This window comes from Mycobacterium rhizamassiliense (genome assembly GCF_900157375.1).
GTDB classification, from domain to species: domain Bacteria; phylum Actinomycetota; class Actinomycetes; order Mycobacteriales; family Mycobacteriaceae; genus Mycobacterium; species Mycobacterium rhizamassiliense.
Genome location: NZ_LT721901.1, coordinates 3,307,151 through 3,324,861, shown reverse-complemented (window position 1 = coordinate 3,324,861; position 17,711 = coordinate 3,307,151). Strand labels below are relative to the sequence as shown.

Below are 17,711 nucleotides of genomic sequence, written 5' to 3'. Positions count from 1 at the left end.
TTAGACTCATTCTCGCAGCTGGTCTGCCGTCGCCGCACTACGCGGCGCCGGCATCGAGCGAAGCACCGTTAGTAACGCTTCGCGAGAGGGAACCCGGTGAGAATCCGGGACTGTCCCGCAGCGGTATGCAGGAACGAAAGCCGTCACAAGCACTGGTCACCCGACTGGGAAGCGACGGCCGGTAGGAGCACCACCGGAGTGCGTGCCTGTGAGTCCGAAGACCTGCCAGCTGTGCCGGACGCACCCGCGTCCGGCGGCTTACCGCCTCGTGGAATGGGCGTTTGGCTGCAGCCGTTGCGGTTTATGTACCAAAGGTGCGAACCGCATCCCGATCGGCTGCACGTCCGCCGGCGGTGACCACCACGCCGATTGAAGGACGAATAAAACCGTGACCCCCCAACCTTTCTCCGCAACCATTGTCGGCTCGCCGCGCATCGGCCCGAAGCGCGAACTCAAGCGCGCCACCGAGGGCTACTGGGCCGGACGCACCAGCCGAACCGATCTGGAAAACGTCGCCGCCACGCTGCGCCGCGACACCTGGAAGAGCCTGGTCGATGCCGGGCTGGACTCGGTGCCGGTGAACACGTTCTCCTACTACGACCAGGTTCTCGACACGGCCGTTCTGTTGGGCGCGCTGCCTGCCCGGGCGACGCAGGTCGCCGACGACCTGGACCGCTACTTCGCCGCTGCGCGGGGAAACAAGGACGTCGCGCCGCTGGAGATGACCAAGTGGTTCGACACCAACTACCACTACATCGTTCCCGAGATCGGGCCGTCGACGAAGTTCAGTCTCAACCCCGACAAGGTGCTCTCCGAGCTGAAAGAGGCTCTCGAGCAAGGCATTCCGGCCCGTCCGGTGATCATTGGCCCGGTCACCTTCCTGCTGCTGAGCAAGGGTGTCGACGGCGGCGGCGCCCCGATCGAACGGCTGCAGGAACTGCTGCCGGTCTACTCCGAGCTGCTGAGCCTGCTGGCCGACAACGGCGCGCAGTGGGTGCAGATCGACGAGCCCGCGCTGGTCACCGACATCTCCCCCGACGCGCCCGCGCTGGCCGAGGCCGTCTACAACGCGCTGGGCAAGGTGACCAACCGGCCCGCCATCTACGTGGCGACCTACTTCGGTGACCCCGGCGCTTCGCTTGCGGGCCTGGCACGCACGCCCGTCGAGGCGATCGGAGTCGACCTGGTCTACGGCGCCGACACGGCGATCGCTTCTATTTTTGGGGCGCCCGGCCTAGCCGGCAAGACGCTGGTCGCCGGCGTCGTCGACGGACGCAACATCTGGCGCACGGACCTGCAGGCGGCGCTGGGCAAGCTGGCGAGCCTGCTGGGTTCGGCCGCCAACGTCGCGGTCTCGACCTCGTGCTCCACGCTGCACGTGCCGTACTCGCTGGAGCCGGAGACCGACCTGGACGACGCGCTGCGCAGCTGGCTGGCGTTCGGTCAGGAGAAGGTCGCCGAGGTGGTGGCGTTGTCTCGTGCGCTGCACGAGGACCGCGAGGCGGTCGCCGATGCCATCGAGGCGTCCAACGCGGCCGTGGCCTCACGCAAGAGCGACCCACGGCTGCACAACGACGATCTCCGCGCGCGCATCGACTCGATCGTTGCGACCGGAACGCACCGGGGTGAGGCTGCGCAACGTCGCGCCAGCCAGGACGAGCGGCTGAACCTGCCGCCGCTGCCGACGACGACGATCGGCTCGTTCCCGCAGACCGTGCAGATCCGCAAGGCCCGCGCCGCGCTGGTCGCCGGCGAGATCGACGACGCCGAATACAACAAGCGGATGAAGCAGGAAGTCGCCGACGTCATCAAGCTGCAGGAGGACCTCGGGATCGACGTGCTGGTGCACGGCGAGCCGGAGCGCAACGACATGGTGCAGTACTTCGCCGAGCAGCTCGACGGCTTCTTCGCCACGAAGAACGGCTGGGTGCAGTCCTACGGCAGCCGCTGCGTGCGGCCGCCGGTCCTCTATGGCGACGTCACCCGGCAGCAGCCGATGACGGTGGAATGGGCCAAGTACGCGCAGTCGCTGACCGATAAACCGGTCAAGGGCATGCTGACCGGTCCGGTCACGATCCTGGCCTGGTCGTTCGTCCGCGACGACCAGCCGCTGGCCGACACCGCCAACCAGGTGGCGCTGGCCATCCGCGACGAGACCGTGGACCTCGAGAAGGCCGGCATCGCGGTGATCCAGGTCGACGAGCCGGCGCTGCGGGAGCTACTGCCGCTGCGCCGCGCCGACCAGGACGACTACCTGAAGTGGGCCGTCGGGTCGTTCCGCCTGGCCACCTCCGGTGTCGCCGACTCGACGCAGATCCACACCCACCTGTGCTACTCGGAGTTCGGCGAGGTGATCGGGGCGATCGCTGACCTGGACGCCGATGTCACGTCCATCGAGGCGGCGCGCTCGCACATGGAGGTGCTCGACGACCTGAACTCGGTCGGCTTCGCCAACAGCGTGGGCCCGGGCGTCTACGACATCCACTCGCCGCGGGTGCCCAGCACCGGCGAGATGGCCGAGTCGCTACGCGCGGCGCTGCGGGCCGTCCCGGCGGAACGGCTGTGGGTCAACCCCGACTGCGGGCTGAAGACCCGCAACCCCGACGAGGTGAACGCCTCGCTGCAGAACATGGTCGCCGCCGCGCAGGAGGTTCGCGCGGGGGTCTAGTCTTCGCGCGCCTCGACGGCCGCTTCAGCCTCGTCGACGGGCGTCGCCTCGTCGATCGCGGCGGCCTCTCCCGACAGCACCTGGACCGGCACATCGTCGGCCCAGGGCTGTCGGGTCACCATGTCGGCGACCTTGACGATGCCGCGCTCGAATTCACCGGTCGCGGCGTCGACCAACCGGTAGGCCTGGGTCTGCCGGTGGATCGGCTGCGCGTCGAGTAGCACGATGCGCACCTCACCGGGCGCGAAGCGGCAGCGCTGCTGCAGCGCGGCGATCAGCTGCTCGTTGTGCATGTGGCCGTCGCCGAAATTCCAGCCGATGGCGGTGCTGCAGATTCGTTCCCCGTCGGTGAGGACGTAGTCGTCCTCGTTCTCGCCGGCCATCGCCCGGTGCGCCAGCGTGAACAACGCCCGGCCGTGAGTGTTCATGGCGCGGAACGCATATCCGAGATACATCGGGATCTGTGCCCGGTCCTTGCCATACGTCTTCTCCAGCTGGGCCGCGGGCATGCTGGCGATCGAGACGATGTTGTGGGCGATCTTCTTGTCCGCCGACGGCTTGATGCACCACAGCGTGGTGTCCCAGTTGCCCGCGTAGTACCGCATGCCCGGCAGGAACGAGATCTTGCGCGGGAACAGGTTGCCCAGGATCACGATGCCGGCGAGGAAGCCGATGAAAATCGCTACCGGCACAGGGTTTTTCAGGTCGGTCAGCACGGCGTGCCGATGGCCGACGAACATCGCGAACACGCCGAAGATCATGAACACGTTCCACTCCAGCGGCACCCCCATCGGGATGGCCGTGAGGATGCCGAGGTGGAAGGCCACCATGATCGCGGCGGCGACGGTCAGCGGCCAGCCGCCGTGCACGACGAAAAGTGCGATGGGCACGCACATCTCGATGAAGGTGCTGACGTGAGCGAACACCCGCGACAGGCGTCCGGGCCGCAGGTCGTCGGGGAACTTCTCGAAGAACGCACGCTTGATGAAGCGCGGCCGGAACAGCGGGTTGTTGGACATCATCGTCGACATCACGAACGGGAAGTGCTTGTTGAGCTTCGACGTGGCCGCGCCGATCCAGATCACCAGGAACACCAGCCTGGCGGCGACGACCATGTCGGCGCCGAACAGGAAGGTCACCGCGAAGGACGCGTAGACCTCGCCGCGGGCGGCCAGAAAGATCACCTTGTCACGCAACCCGAGCACCCCGAGCAACACCAGGATCAGCACGATCCGCCATTGCGGTATCAGCCCGACGTGGGTGCCCAGCTCCGGCACCGGCCCGGTGCCGTCGGCGAACAGCGTCAAGAAGATCAGCAACAGCAGCAGGGCGTACAGCGCGTTGTCCACCAGGGTCCGGACGGTGCCCTTGGTGCCCGGGACCACCCTCGGCCACGGGGGCAGCCGGATGGTGTCGGGCCGCAGCCAGTACAGGATCGAGCCCATCGGCGGGTTGACCCGGTTGTTCAGCGGCCCGAAGCCACAGCCCAGCCCGATCACCTCGAACAGCATCGTGTAGAGCACGACCTTCTCGAACACGATCGGCTCGGCGTACCAGGACATGACGTTGGTGAACGCCAGTCCGCGGGTGGTCGCCACGGCCAGCACCCAGCCGAACAGGATGTAGAGCAGGATCTTGCCGACGTAGAACAGGTGCAGGACCACCGGCGTTCCGAAGCCCACCTCGGCCCAGTGCCTGGCCATTGGGCGGATGCGCTCGCTGCGAGTGCCCTTGCTCCACTCTTCGACGTCGACCTGCGGCAAGTCGGGCTGCAGAAATCCCATGGCCACAGACTAGAACGCGTTCTAACCGAATGCGCCCGGGACCACACACCAATTGCTTTGCCCGCCGGTTCTTTGCCGGATAGCGTGAGCGTCAGGGCTTAGGAGATGTCGGTCATGAGCAGACTCGTCACAGCGGTCGCCGCGCTGGCAGTGGCCGGCGTACCGCTCGCGTATGCCCAGACGCCCACGCCCGGTGACTCGTGCACGGTGTTGCATTCGACCACCCAGGACGCCAACGGCCGCACGATGTGGTGCAACGCCACCATGACCGGGGACCACAGCCTGGTGTGGCAGTACGGCGGCCCCGGCGAGTAGGTCGCCGGGCTACCGGTGCGCCAGGGCCCGCTGCTCGCGCCCCGAGTAGGCGCTCAACGGACGGATCAACGAGTTGGATGCCGCCTGCTCCATGATGTGGGCGGTCCACCCCGTGATCCTGCTCATCACGAAAATCGGCGTGAAGCTGCCGATGTCGAACCCCATCAGGTGATACGCCGGACCGGTCGGGAAATCGAGATTGGGCAAGACAGCGGTGGCGCCGAACATCTCGGCCTCCAGGATGTTGTAGGTGTCCAGCCAACGCTGGCCGTTGCGGATGACGGCGACATCGGCCAACGCCCGCTTCATCGTCGGCACCCGGGAGTCGCCGTTCTTGTACACCCGGTGCCCGAAGCCCATGATCTTTTCCTTGCGATCAAGCTTGCCGCGCAACCATTCTCGCGCATTGCGTGGGTCTCCGATTTCGATCATGTCGTGCATGACAGCCTCATTGGCGCCGCCGTGCAGGGCTCCCTTGAGGGCACCGATCGCTCCGGTCACCGCGCTGTAGATGTCGGACTGGGTCGAAGTCACCACCCGCGCGGCGAAGGTGGACGCGTTGAAACCGTGTTCGGCGTAAAGGATCATCGACTGCTCGAAGGCCTTGACGACCGCGGGTTCGGGCACTTCGCCGAAGCACATCTGCAGGAAGTTCTCGCTAAAGCCCAGCCCGCTGTGCGGCGCGATCGGTGCCAGCCCCCGCCGGCGCCGCATGTCCACCGCCACGATGGTCGGCAGCACCGCGAGCATGCGCAGCGACTTCGCCCGGTTCGCCGAGTCGTCGTCCTCCTCGGGATCCTCGGCGCCCAAAAAGCTGATGGCGGTGCGTACCACGTCCATTGGGTGGCAGTTGTCGGGCAGCTTGGTCAACAGCGACAGCATCGACCGATCGAGCCGCCGGCTGGCCCGCTCTCGTTGGCAGAACAACGCGAGTTCCGCATCGGTGGGTAGCTCACCGCGCCACAGCAGGAAGGCGACCTGCTCGAAGCTGCAGTGTGCCGCCAGGTCCTGGACCGGATATCCGCGGTAGGTCAACGAATTGGTCTCCGGCACCACCTTCGAGATGGCGGTGGTGTCCACAACGACGCCGGCGAGGCCCTTCTTGATGTCAACTGTCGGCGCGGTCATGGCTGTTCTCCTTCACCGTGAAGTTGTAAATGTTGGTGTCGAATTCGTTGTAGTCCTCGTAGCGGAGCAGCTCGTAGAGCCGGTTGCGGTGTTGCATCCGATTCAAGAGAGCGGATTGTGTTCCCGCTGAATCGATTTCGCGCAGCCCCGCCTCGATCGCGAACATCGCCAGTCGCAGCGCTGTGACCGGATAGATGACGACGTTGTAGCCGATGTCGGCCAGTTGGCGCGCAGTCAGCAGCGGACTCTTGCCGAACTCGGTCATATTGGCTAGCAACGGCACGTCGACGGCGGCGCGGAACGCTTCATAGTCGGCGGCTTCGGTCAGCGCCTCGGTGAAGATCACGTCGGCACCCGCGTCGGCGTACGCACGAGCCCGATCGATTGCGGCGCTGCGCCCCTCGACGCCGAACGCGTCGGTGCGTGCGCAGACGACGAAGTTGGGGTCGCGCCGCGCGGATACCGCTGCGCGCAAACGCTTTACCATGTCCTCGGTCGGGGCGACGCCCTTGCCGTCCAGGTGGCCGCACCGCTTCGGATTGACCTGATCCTCGAGATGACACCCCGCGAGTCCGCCGTCCTCGAGGAGATTCACGGTACGTGCGACGTTGAGCGGCGCGCCGAATCCCGTGTCGGCGTCGATCAGCGTGGGCAGATCGGTGGCCGCCGCGATCTGCGCGCCGCGGGCCGCGACCTCGGTCAGTGTGGTCAGCCCGATGTCGGGCAGAGCCAGCTCGGCGGACAGGCCCGCGCCGGAGACGTACACCCCCTCGAATCGTGCATCGGCGACCGCCCTGGCCACCAGTGGCGAAAAGGCGCCTGGAAGCCGTTGCAGTCGACCGGAATTCAGGCCGGCGCGAAAGGCAGTGCGCTTGTCGGCCGCGCTCGTCATCAGAAGATCCCCGGCGGGATCGTCGGCGCCTTGTCGAGCACCAGTGGGGCGACCGTGATGTTGAGGGCGCCCAGCGCGCCCGCCTGCAGTTCCGGCAGCGCTTCGACCGCCGACAGGAACCGATGCTGCTCGGTCTCGGTGACGACGCCGTCGGCCAGTTCGGTGAACTTGCCGATGTACTGCTTGCGTTCAAAGGGCCTGGCGCCCAACGGGTGCGCGTCGGCGACGGCAAGCTCGTCGATGATGACTTCGCCGCTCTTCAGCGTCACCTCGGCGCGGGCCCCGAACGCCTTCTCCGCGGGGTCGTTCGAGTGGTAGCGCCGGGTCCACTCGGCGTCTTCGACCGTGGAGATCTTGTGCCACAGCTCGACGGTGTCGGGGCGGTGCGCCCGCTCGGGTGCGTACGACCGCTCGTGATGCCAGGTGCCGTCCTGCAGGGCAACCGCGAAGATGTAGGGCAGCGAGTGGTCCAGCGTCTCGCGCGATGCGTCGGGGTCGAACTTCTGCGGGTCACCGGACCCGGTGCCGATGACGTAGTGGGTGTGGTGGCTGGTGTGCAACACGATCGTCGCGATCTGCTCCAGGTCGCCGATGCGCTCGCGCAGCCGCCGGGCCAGGTCGATCGGTGCCTGGCTCTGGTATTCGGCCGAGTGCTCCTTGGTGTAGGTGTCCAGGATGGCCCGCTTGGGCTCCCCCGCCTCGGGCAACGGCACCTGATAGGTGCGCTCGGGGCCGCCCAGCAGCCAAGCGATCACGCCGTCCTCGCCCTCCCAGATCGGCGCCGGGGCACCCTCGCCGCGCATGGCGCGGTCGACGGCCTCGATGGCGATCTTGCCCGCGAAGGCGGGCGCGAACGCCTTCCAGCTCGAGATCAGGCCCTTGCGAGATTGGCGCGTGGCGGTGGTCAGGTGCAGCGCCTGCCCGACGGCCTGATAGATGACCTCGGGGTCGAGCCGCAGCATCGTCCCGAGCCCGGCGGCCACCGACGGGCCGAGATGGGCGACGTGGTCGATCTTGAACTCGTGCAGCGAGATCCCCTTGACCAGGTCGACCTGGATCTCGTAGGCGGTAGCCAGGCCGCGGATCAGGTCGGCACCGCCGATGCCGAGGTGCTGTGCGACCGCAACCAGCGCCGCGATGTTGTCCCCCGGATGGGAGTACTCCGCGGCCAGGAAGGTGTCGTGGAAGTCGAGCTCGCGCACCGCGACACCGTTGGCCCACGCCGCCCACTCCGGCGAATAGTCGCCCTCGACGCCGAAAACCTTCGCGCCCTTGAACGAATTCGGGTGCGCCATCGCCTGGGCCCGCGCGGTGGTCACCGGGCGGCGGGTGAGCGACGCGGCCGAAACCGCGGCGTTGTCGATGACGCGGTTGATCACCATCGCCTCGGTGTCCGCGGGCACGGCGACGGGATCGGCCGCGACCTGGGCAACCTTCCAGGCCAGGTGCTCGCTGCGGGGAAAGTCGTCTGCGCTGCGCCGGGTTCGAACATCGTGGATCCGCATAAATCGCACAGTACGCAGGCATGGATATGGCGTAAATCCCCTAAAAGGGCGTAATTTTGTGTCCTTAGGCGAAGATTTTTGCGAATGTTGTGAAAGCAGGTGGGCGTAGCGTGACGCAGGTGGCGAAGACGTTCGCCGGCGCCCGGCTACGGCGGCTACGCGAGGACCGTGGGCTCACCCAGGTGGCGCTGGCGCGCGCCCTGGGATTGTCGACCAGCTACATCAACCAACTGGAAAACGATCAGCGCCCGATCACCGTCTCGGTGCTGCTCACGCTTGCCGAGCGTTTCGACCTACCGACCCACTACTTCGCGCCGGAGTCCGACGCCCGGCTGGTCGCGGACCTGCGCGAGGTGCTCGCCGAGGGGCCCGCGACCGCCGCGCAAATCGAGGAGCTCGTCGCCCGGATGCCCGAGGTCGGCCAGACCCTGGTCAACCTGCACCGGCGCTTGCACGACGCGACGGCCGACCTCGAAGCGCTGCACAGCCGGGCCAACGTCGACATCTCGGCGGTGGCCCAGCAGCCCATGCCGTTCGAAGAGGTCCGGGACTTCTTCTACGACCGCAAGAACTACATCGAACAGCTCGACGTAGCGGCCGAGGAAATGTTCAACCAGAACGGTTTACGGCTGGGCGGGCTCGACGGCCAGCTGGCCCAGCTTCTCGACGACAAGCTCGGCGTCAACGTCGTCATCGATGACGGCCAGGTCTTAAAACCCAACTCCAAGAGGATGTTTCACCCGGAGTCGAGCACCTTGTACCTGGCGCGGTGGCTGCATCCGGGTCAGCGGGCCTTTCAGTTGGCGACGCAGATCGCGCTGTTGACCCAGGCCGGGTTGATCGCCGGTATCATCGCCGCCGACGACCAGCTCAGCGACGACGCGCGCGGCGTGGCGCGCATCGGCCTGGCCAACTACTTCGCGGGCGCCCTGCTGCTGCCATACCAACGATTCCTCGAGGCCGCCGAGGCCATGCGCTACGACATCGACCAGCTGGCAAGGCGATTCGAGGTCGGCTTCGAAACGATCTGCCATCGGCTGTCCACGCTACAGCGCCCCAGCGCGCGTGGGGTTCCGTTCATCTTCGTCCGCACCGACAGCGCCGGAAACATCTCGAAACGCCAGTCCGCCACGGCATTTCACTTCTCCCGCGTCGGGGGGAACTGCCCGCTGTGGGTGGTCCACCATGCCTTCGCCCGGCCCGGCCAGTTCCTCACCCAGATCGCCCAAATGCCCGACGAGCGCACGTATTTCTGGATCGCCAGATCCACGACGACTGAGCCCAGCCGCTACCTGGGCCCCGATAAGAGCTTTGCGATCGGGCTCGGGTGCGACGTGGCCCACGCCGAGAAGCTGATCTACTCCGCCGGTATCGACTTGAAGAACTCCGAGGCGATCGTGCCGATCGGCGCCGGCTGCAAGATCTGCGACCGTCGCGCCTGCCCGCAACGGGCCTTCCCATATCTAGGTCATCCGGTGCAGGTGGATCCGCACTCGAGCACCGATCTGCCCTATCCCCCCGCCATCGCGCCCTGAGCGGCCGATAGCGCTGTGCGCCACGCATTTTCGGGGGCACCGATGAGAGTGGGCGCATTTTCGTCAACCGGTCCTGCCAAATCGTGGTGCGGAGGCTCGCTGCGGAATAGGATGCCTGCGTCCCGATATGTTGCCGATACGGTGCGAGGGAAATCATGTTCAAAGTATTCCGGAACAGATTGTCAGCAGTGGCAATTGCTGTCGCTTTCACCGTCGCCGCGTGCTGCTCGCCCTCCGAGCCGACAAGTTCCTGTCAGGGGCCGCCCGACGAGACCATGACGCCATCCGCTGCCAAAGGTACGGACCCCATGGGGATGGCCGAAGAGACCCCGCCCTGTTCCTTGTACTACCTGGCGAAGAACGATCCCGTGCCGCCACGCTATGCCGGGATCGGAAGCGCGCATTGGGACGTGCCGGCTGGCCAGGCGTATTTTGATCAGGGCCTGCGATTCTTCTTCGCTTTCAATAGCCGCGAATCCTATCGTGCATTCCACGAGGCGGCGAACGAGGCCGAGAGTAGTAACGTGCCTTGCTCGGCATGTTATTGGGCCCAAGCTCTGCCTCTTGGAGTAGACATCAATGAGTCGGAACAATCGCCATATGATCGAAAGCAAGCGAATGCCGTCCTCCATAGCGCCGAGAAAGCCAATCCAAGTCCGGAGGACCGAGCGATCATTGACGCCTTACTGGAGCGCAACCAGGAGTGCAGCACTCCGGACGAAAAGCAATGCAAGAAGATTCGCAACAATACGTACTACGACGGGATGAAAAAGGTTCTGGACGCGTACGGCGGCAGCGACCCCAACATCATCACGCTCTACGCCGACTCCGTCATGAACCTGACACCTTGGAGATATTGGGACAAGGACGGAAAGCCCGTCTCCGACAAGGTCACGGATGCACAGAAGCAACTCGAGAAGGCGTTGGGCTTCCCCACATACAGGCAAAACGAAGGGCCCATCCACTTCTATATCCATCTGATGGAAGGGTCGTGGACGCCGGAACTGGCGAGACGGCATGCGGACTCGTTAGCGCCGCCGACGCCATCGGCGCCCAGCGCGGGCCATCTGGTTCACATGCCGTCACACATCTATTACCGCGTCGGGGCCATGCAGGATGCGATCAAGGCCAACAAGGCGGCCATCGACGCGGACGACGCATATTTTGCCAAGGAGCCGAATTTATACCGCCCAGACGGTGACCGCTACAGATATGAATATTACCCGCATAACATTCATTTCCTACTCGCCGCTGCCGTGCTGAGCGGCGACACCCCGGACAGGGACATCGACCGCTACTCAGAGAAGTTGCTTCAATCGTTGCCAGATAATGGAAATGGACTCCGCGCGGAAAAATACCGTACTACCTACTACCTCGCAAAGCTGAATTTCTCCCGCACGGCTGATATCCGTAGCTTCGCGCAGCCGGATCCTTTTGAGCTGCAGCCGATTGCCAACTTGTCCTACCACTTTACGCAAATGATGGCGGATATCTGGGACGGAAATAAGCCGGCGCAGTCCGCCGACCGGTTCTATGACGACATCGGCAAAATTCGCGACGCCGCACGCAAGACCGAAAAGAACGAAGACTGCGATCCCAGTGTCCGACTCCCCCGCGATAAGGACCTATGCCTGGCCGCGATCCTCAATTACCTAGGACGCGCGCGGATAGCCGTCTTGGACGCGAAGCGAGGCGATAGCGCCAGGTGGGCCGATGCGGATGCCTGGGCTCGACGCGCTCTCGAGATCGATGACAAATTGGACTATTACGAGCCGCCCTTGTGGCTTTACCCCACACGCCAGACGCTGGCTTCGGTCCTGATCCAGAGGGCGGACGCTGTCGGTCCTCTGGATCGGGCGTGGAGGTCGTACCTGGACGACGCCAAGCAGCAGCTGTTGGAAAGCCTGCATGAACAACCCCGCGCCAATCCCGCCGAAATGCCGATAGGGATTTATCCCGGAAACGGCTGGGCTTACTACGGGCTGCTAGAGATCGCGAACCGGTACGACCCGGCCGGCGTCGGTCAGGCCACCCTAGATCTCAAGACGCACTGGTTCGGAGACCCCGGATTCCACACACTCGATCGCATGTAGGTCGACACGAAGCCGCAAGTGAATTCCGCACGAACGGAACTCCGCCTCGGGTCGATCGGTGTAGTTTGCTGGGCAGCACCCAACTGCAACCGAGGAGCCAGCCATGGCGGACGTCGATTATTGCGTGGTCGGAGCGGGTTTCGCGGGCTTGACGGCCGCCTTCCGCTTGAAGAAGGCGGGTCACTCGGTGGCCTTGCTGGAGGCGCGTGACCGGGTGGGCGGCCGGACGTTCACGGTTACCCGCGACGACGGTGTGTGGGTCGATCGCGGCGGCGCGTGGATCGGACCGGGCCAGGACCGGATCCACGCATTGATGAGCGAGTTCGGCGTACCGGAATACAAGCAGCACAACGACGGTGACGCGATGATGATCGTCGGCGGCAAGAAGCACCGCTACGGCGGCAGCATCCCCTGGACGGTCAGCCCGTGGGCCGTCGCGAACCTCGGGCTCGGCTTGGCCGCCATCGAGAAGATGTGCAAAGCGATTCCACGCGAGGCCCCCTGGGAGGCGAAGAAGGCCCACGAATGGGACCGCATCAGCATCGGGCAATGGATCGAAAAGAATTCGATGTCCAAGGAGGCCGCCGAGATGCTGGACATGGCCTTTGCCGGCCTCTACACCTCGGCGGCGTCGGAGACGTCGTTGCTGTGGGGGCTGTTGCAGACGGCGTCGGCCGGCGGCCTCACCTTCGCAATCTCGGGTAAGGGTGGCTCGCAGGATGCCCGGCCGGTCGGCGGGATGGGTGCGCTGCACCGCCCGATGGTCGCCGAACTCGGTGAGGCGCTGCATCTTTCGCAGCCGGTCCGGCAGATCAGCCAGGACGCCGACGGCGTGACCGTCATCGCGGAGGGCCTGACGGTGCGGGCGCGTCGGGTGATCGTCGCGATTCCGCTGGCGATCGCCACCTCGATCCACTACGAGCCACTATTGCCGGTGGACCGGGCATTCCTGCACCAGCGTGTGACAAGCGGCGCGGTGATCAAGACCTCGGTGTTCTACGACGAGCCCTTCTGGCGCGCCGACGGGTTGTCCGGCCAGTCCGCCAAACCGAATTCTCCAGCCACTCTGACCATCGACGCCTGCACGGACACCGGGGATCCGGGAATCATGTGCGCCATCACCGAGGGGCCCGCGGCGCGTGCGCTGACGAAACTCGACGAGGCCGAGCGCCGAGCGCTGACCATCGCCGAACTCGTCGACCGATTCGGCAGCAAGGCCAAGGCGCCGGTGGAATTCCACGAACAGAACTGGAGCCAGGAGCGCTACTCCGGTGGTGGAATGATCGGCCACACCCCGACCGGCGTGCTGACGGAATACGGCTACACCCTGCGCGAGCCCTGCGGCCGCATCCATTGGGCCGGCACCGAGAGCTCGGCGATCATGTGCGGCTGGATCGACGGGGCGATCCGCTCCGGGGAGCGGGCCGCAACCGAGGTGACGGCGGCCGAAACCGCCGCGGTCGCCTAGGGCCAACATCGACCAAACCACTTGCACCACTTGCGTTTCAGTGGCGTAGGCGGCGGCCATTTTTGTCGGTGGGTCGACGTATCATTCGAACATGCATTCGATCACCCGCGAAGAGTTCCAGGAGGACTACGACGCGTTGCGTGCCGTCGTGTCTCGCATTCAAGGCCATTCCTACGATGCGCTGACCACCCCGGAGCACATCACCTACCTCGAGGCACTTGAAGAGCAGGTGCGCCGACTTCAAGCTCCTTCCCACGAGCTGATCAACCAGCTCGATCAGCAAGCCACCCCTGCCGAAATCGGCGGCAAGCTCACGCACGTGCTGGCCGACCGTTTGCGCATCACCCGCGGCGAGGCCACCCGCCGCGTCAGCGAGGCCCGCGACCTGGGCACCCGTCAAGCACTGACCGGTGAGCCGTTGCCGCCACGGCATGCCGCGACCGCTGCGGCACAACGCGCCGGACGCATCGGTACCGCCCACGTGTCGGTCATCCGCCAGTTCTTCGACGATCTACCCTGTTGGGTGGACGCACCCACCCGCGAAGCCGCCGAAACCGACCTGGCCCGCTGGGCCGGCGAGTACCGCCCCGAACTCTTGCGCAAAGCCGCCGACCGACTGGCCTGCTACCTCAACCCCGACGGGCAGTTCCACGATGAAGACCGGGCCCGCCATCGTGGACTGACCTTGGGCACCCAACACGCCGATGGCATGTCGCGGCTCAGCGGCTGGCTGACCCCCGAGGCACGCGCCACCGTCGAGGCCGTGCTGGCGAAGGTGGCCGCCCCGGGAATGTGCAACCCCGACGATCACACACCCGCAGTCGACGAAGCGCCCAGCGAAGAGGCGATCAAACGCGACACCCGCAGCGCCGCCCAGCGCAATCACGACGGATTACAGGCGGCCCTGCGTGCGGTGCTGGCCAGTGGAGAACTCGGCCAGCACAACGGGTTGCCGGCTTCCATCGTCGTGACCACCACGCTGCGTGAATTGGAGACCGCCACCGGCAAGGCGCTCACCGGAGGCGGCACGCTGCTGCCCATAGCGGACGTCATCCGCATGGCTCGTCACGCACACCACTACCTGGCGATCTTCGATAACGGCCGACCGGTGGGTCTCTATCACGCCAAGAGGCTGGCCTCGGCGGGGCAACGAATTGTCCTGCACGCCAAGGACCGTGGCTGTTCCGCCCCCGGCTGCGACGTGCCGGGCTACCTCTGCGAGGTCCATCACGTAGACGACTACGCCGCCTGTCAGACCACCGACATAGACAACCTGACATTCGCCTGCGGACCGCATCATCGGCTGGTCAAACCCGGCGGCTGGCAAACCCGCAAACGCGCCAACGGCGACACCGAATGGATCCCGCCACCACACCTCGACCGAGGCCAACCACGCACCAACACGTTCCACCACCCCGAGAACCTGTTGAGCGGTGGCGACGAAGACCCGTAGTTAGCCGGCCTGCTTGGCCGGCGGGCGGTAGAAGATCAGCAGCAGGCCGAGGGCGCCGGCCAGGCCGAGGCCGACCGAGATCAGCAGGCCGTTCCAGCCCATCAGCGGGTTGTCGACGCCGAAGATCGCCCAGTCCAGGCTGAATCTGCCGGGCCCCAGGGTGGCCACCGCGATCGCGGCGATCGCCAGGACCAGGTTGTACTCCCAGCCCTCCTTGACGATGAAGAAGCCGTTATGGCGATGCACCGTCCAGGCCGCGACCAGCATCAACGACACGAAGCCCGCTGCCGGAATCGGGGTGAGCAGTCCGGCCGCCAGGCCCAGGCCGGCGGCCATCTCGGTGGTGGCCGCCACGGTGGCGTGGAACTTGCCGGGCTTCATGCCGATACTTTCGAACCAGCGTGCGGTGCCGGGAATCCGGCCTCCGCCGAAGAACTTGTTGTAGCCGTGCGCGGCCAACGTCACGCCCAACACCAGCCGCAGTACCAGTAACCCGAGGTCGTAGGGAGTCATACGTGCAAACCTAGAGCATCGGGACAACGGGAGCGGCAAGCCGGTGTGTCAGCCGGGCCGTGTGGAAACATGGCGGTCGATCTCGCGTTTGCCCGACTCACCTAGCTGAACCAGGAGGGGGTGCACCACGACTCGTATCACACGAGGCGAAGGCACCCGCACAGGCAGCGCCGACGACGGGCCCGTGGTGCTGCTGGACGGCAACGCAAAACTCCCGCGCGAAGTCCTGGGCAACAAGGGGTACGGCATCGACGCGATGCGCCGGCTCGGTCTGCCGGTGCCGCCCGCCTTCTGCATCACCACCGCGGTGGGTCTGCGTTATCTCGCCGAGCCCGCGGCGGCGATCGACGCTGTCTGGGACGACGTGCTGGCCCGCCTGAATTGGCTGGAGGCGCAGACCTCGCGCACCTTCGGCCGGGGTGCACGCCCGCTGTTGGTCAGCGTGCGTTCCGGCGCGACGCAGTCGATGCCCGGCATGATGGACACCGTTTTGAACGTGGGCATCAACGACGCCGTCGAGCAGGTGCTGGCCGCGTACAGCACCGCGGAATTCGCCCGCGACACCCGGCGGCGGTTCACCCGCATGTATCAACGCAGCGCCGGCGACGAGTCACAGCCGGTTCCCGACGACCCGCACGCGCAGCTGCGCGCGGCCATCGAGGCCGTCTTCGACTCGTGGAACTCGCCGCGCGCGGTGGCCTACCGCGCCCACTACGGCCTGGACGATCGGGGCGGCACCGCCGTGGTGGTGCAGGCGATGGCGTTCGGCAACCAGGGCCCCAAATCCGGTGCGGGAGCATTTATTTCGCGTAATCCGATTACCGGGGCCAACGAGCCCTTCGGCGAATGGCTGCCCGGCGGCCAGGGCGAGGACGTGGTGTCGGGACTGGTGAACGTGGAGCCGATCAGCGCGCTGCGCGACGAGCAACCGGCGATCTACGACGAGTTGTCGCATGCCGCATCGGTTTTGGAGCAACTCGACGCCGATGTGCAGGAGATCGAGTTCACCGTCGAAGAAGGCACATTGTGGCTGCTGCAGACTCGCGCGGCAGAACGTTCCGCGCAGGCGGCGGTGCGACTGGCGCTGCAGCTGCGTCAGGAAGGGCTCATCGACGACGCCGAGACGCTTCGCCGGGTGACCCCGGCGCACGTCGAGGCCCTGCTGATGCCCGCACTGCAGCCGGAACAACGTTTGGCCGCAACGCTTTTGGCTGCAGGCGTGCCCGCCTGCCCGGGAGTGGCATCGGGAACCGCCTACACCGACGTGGACGAGGCGCTCGACGCTGTCGATCGCGGTGAGCAGGTCATCCTGGTGCGCGATCACACCAGGCCCGAGGACGTCCAGGGCATGCTGGCGGCCCAGGGCATCGTGACCGAGGTCGGCGGGGCCGCGAGCCACGCCGCCGTGGTCAGCCGCGAACTGGGCAGGGTGGCCGTCGTGGGCTGCGGCCACGGCGTCGCGGCGGCGCTGGCCGGCAAGCAGATCACGGTCGACGGCTACGAAGGCGAGGTACGAGAAGGCACGCTGACGGCGACGGCGTGGTCGGAAGACGACACACCGGAACTGCGCGACCTGGCCGACGTCGCACGGCGCATCAGCCCGCTGCGTGCGCACGCCACCGGCGACCACCCCAGGCTCGACGACGGCACCGACACGACGGTGCGCGCGGCGCTGGCGGCCGGGCACACCGACGTGGTCTCGCCCGCACCGCTGATCGTGATGCTGACCGCGCTGCGACTGACAGCCGAGGACGACCAGTGACCGAATTGGCTGTGCTGCAGGCGGTTCGGTTGAAGGGCCGCACCACCCGGGCCGACCTCGCCGAGACGCTGGCCACCGACCCGGGCGAGATCGTCGAGCGGCTGGCCGCGTCCGGGTACCTGATCGACGAGGCGACGCTGCGCCTGAGCCCCGACGGCCGGGCCAGGCTCGTCACCCTGCTCGCCGAGGAGCGCACCGGTGCCGACCCAGCCGTGCTCGCCGCGGCCTACGACGACTTCCGCGGCGTGAACGCCGATTTCAAGGCCCTGGTCACCGACTGGCAGGTCAAGGGCGGCACGCCCAACGCCCACGACGACGCCGAATACGATGCCGACGTCCTGTCCCGCCTCGACGGGGTGCACGCGCGGGTGGCCCCGATCATCGACGCGGTCGGCGCCCAATTGCCACGGCTGAGCGCCTATTCGGTGAAACTGGCTGCGGCCCTGGACAAGGTCAAGGCCGGCGAGACCACCTGGCTGACCCGGCCGCTCGTCGACTCGTACCACACGGTGTGGTTCGAGCTACACGAGGAACTCATCGGCGCCGCCGGTTTGACGCGCGAGGAAGCCGCCAGATCCGGTGATGCGCAATAGCA

General features: G+C 66.2%; 13 protein-coding genes and 1 riboswitch. Of the genes, 8 read left to right on the top strand and 5 right to left on the bottom strand.

The window, feature by feature from the left end:
* Positions 1-52 precede the first annotated feature (52 nt).
* Positions 53-244, top strand: a riboswitch (cobalamin riboswitch).
* Between the two features lie 144 nt (positions 245-388).
* On the top strand, positions 389-2,668 hold the full coding sequence (gene metE / locus MRAB57_RS16305; protein WP_077088275.1) for a 5-methyltetrahydropteroyltriglutamate--homocysteine S-methyltransferase: 2,280 nt from the start codon (positions 389-391) through the stop codon (positions 2,666-2,668).
* Here the strand turns inward: metE and MRAB57_RS16300 are convergent.
* On the bottom strand, positions 2,665-4,452 hold the full coding sequence (locus tag MRAB57_RS16300; protein WP_077088274.1) for a DUF3556 domain-containing protein: 1,788 nt from the start codon (positions 4,450-4,452) through the stop codon (positions 2,665-2,667). The two genes, metE and MRAB57_RS16300, sit on opposite strands and share 4 nt — an antisense overlap.
* A gap of 114 nt (positions 4,453-4,566) precedes the next feature.
* On the opposite strand from MRAB57_RS16300, the gene MRAB57_RS16295 reads away from it, so the two are divergent.
* Positions 4,567-4,767, top strand: a complete 201-nt coding sequence (locus MRAB57_RS16295) for a hypothetical protein (RefSeq protein ID WP_077090628.1) — start codon at positions 4,567-4,569, stop codon at positions 4,765-4,767.
* A 9-nt stretch (positions 4,768-4,776) separates the two neighbouring features.
* On the opposite strand, the gene MRAB57_RS16290 is transcribed toward MRAB57_RS16295, so the two are convergent.
* From MRAB57_RS16290 to prpD, 3 genes are read right to left on the bottom strand one after another with little or no spacing between them, the layout of a single operon-like run.
* Complete coding sequence (locus tag MRAB57_RS16290; RefSeq protein WP_077088273.1) at positions 4,777-5,895, bottom strand: bifunctional 2-methylcitrate synthase/citrate synthase; 1,119 nt, start codon at positions 5,893-5,895, stop codon at positions 4,777-4,779.
* Complete coding sequence (prpB, locus tag MRAB57_RS16285; protein ID WP_077088272.1) at positions 5,876-6,787, bottom strand: methylisocitrate lyase; 912 nt, start codon at positions 6,785-6,787, stop codon at positions 5,876-5,878. The genes MRAB57_RS16290 and prpB overlap by 20 nt, the downstream gene beginning before the upstream one ends.
* Positions 6,787-8,292 carry a 2-methylcitrate dehydratase PrpD gene (gene prpD, locus MRAB57_RS16280; protein WP_077088271.1) on the bottom strand — a complete coding sequence of 502 codons (1,506 nt, stop codon included), beginning with the start codon at positions 8,290-8,292 and terminating at the stop codon, positions 6,787-6,789. Before prpD ends, prpB begins: the two co-directional genes overlap by 1 nt.
* Positions 8,293-8,402: 110 nt before the next feature.
* Here prpD and MRAB57_RS16275 point away from each other — a divergent pair, with 110 nt between their 5' ends.
* From MRAB57_RS16275 to MRAB57_RS16260, 4 genes are all read left to right on the top strand, one after another.
* The gene (locus MRAB57_RS16275; RefSeq protein ID WP_077088270.1) at positions 8,403-9,827 is read left to right on the top strand and encodes a short-chain fatty acyl-CoA regulator family protein; all 1,425 of its coding nucleotides are present in this window, start codon (positions 8,403-8,405) and stop codon (positions 9,825-9,827) included.
* A 188-nt stretch (positions 9,828-10,015) separates the two neighbouring features.
* The gene (locus tag MRAB57_RS16270; RefSeq protein ID WP_245835940.1) at positions 10,016-11,920 is read left to right on the top strand and encodes a hypothetical protein; all 1,905 of its coding nucleotides are present in this window, start codon (positions 10,016-10,018) and stop codon (positions 11,918-11,920) included.
* A 103-nt stretch (positions 11,921-12,023) separates the two neighbouring features.
* Complete coding sequence (locus MRAB57_RS16265; protein WP_077088269.1) at positions 12,024-13,388, top strand: flavin monoamine oxidase family protein; 1,365 nt, start codon at positions 12,024-12,026, stop codon at positions 13,386-13,388.
* A gap of 91 nt (positions 13,389-13,479) precedes the next feature.
* On the top strand, positions 13,480-14,841 hold the full coding sequence (locus MRAB57_RS16260; RefSeq protein ID WP_077088268.1) for an HNH endonuclease signature motif containing protein: 1,362 nt from the start codon (positions 13,480-13,482) through the stop codon (positions 14,839-14,841).
* On the opposite strand, the gene MRAB57_RS16255 is transcribed toward MRAB57_RS16260, so the two are convergent.
* Positions 14,842-15,354: a DoxX family protein gene (locus MRAB57_RS16255; protein WP_077088267.1), complete on the bottom strand. Its 513-nt coding sequence runs from the start codon at positions 15,352-15,354 to the stop codon at positions 14,842-14,844.
* Positions 15,355-15,538: 184 nt separating this feature from the next.
* Here MRAB57_RS16255 and MRAB57_RS16250 point away from each other — a divergent pair, with 184 nt between their 5' ends.
* Positions 15,539-17,116 (top strand): pyruvate, phosphate dikinase, encoded by a 1,578-nt coding sequence (locus MRAB57_RS16250; protein ID WP_077088266.1) that lies wholly within the window; start codon positions 15,539-15,541, stop codon positions 17,114-17,116.
* Positions 17,113-17,709 (top strand): MarR family transcriptional regulator, encoded by a 597-nt coding sequence (locus tag MRAB57_RS16245; protein ID WP_077088265.1) that lies wholly within the window; start codon positions 17,113-17,115, stop codon positions 17,707-17,709. Before MRAB57_RS16250 ends, MRAB57_RS16245 begins: the two co-directional genes overlap by 4 nt.
* Positions 17,710-17,711 lie beyond the last annotated feature (2 nt).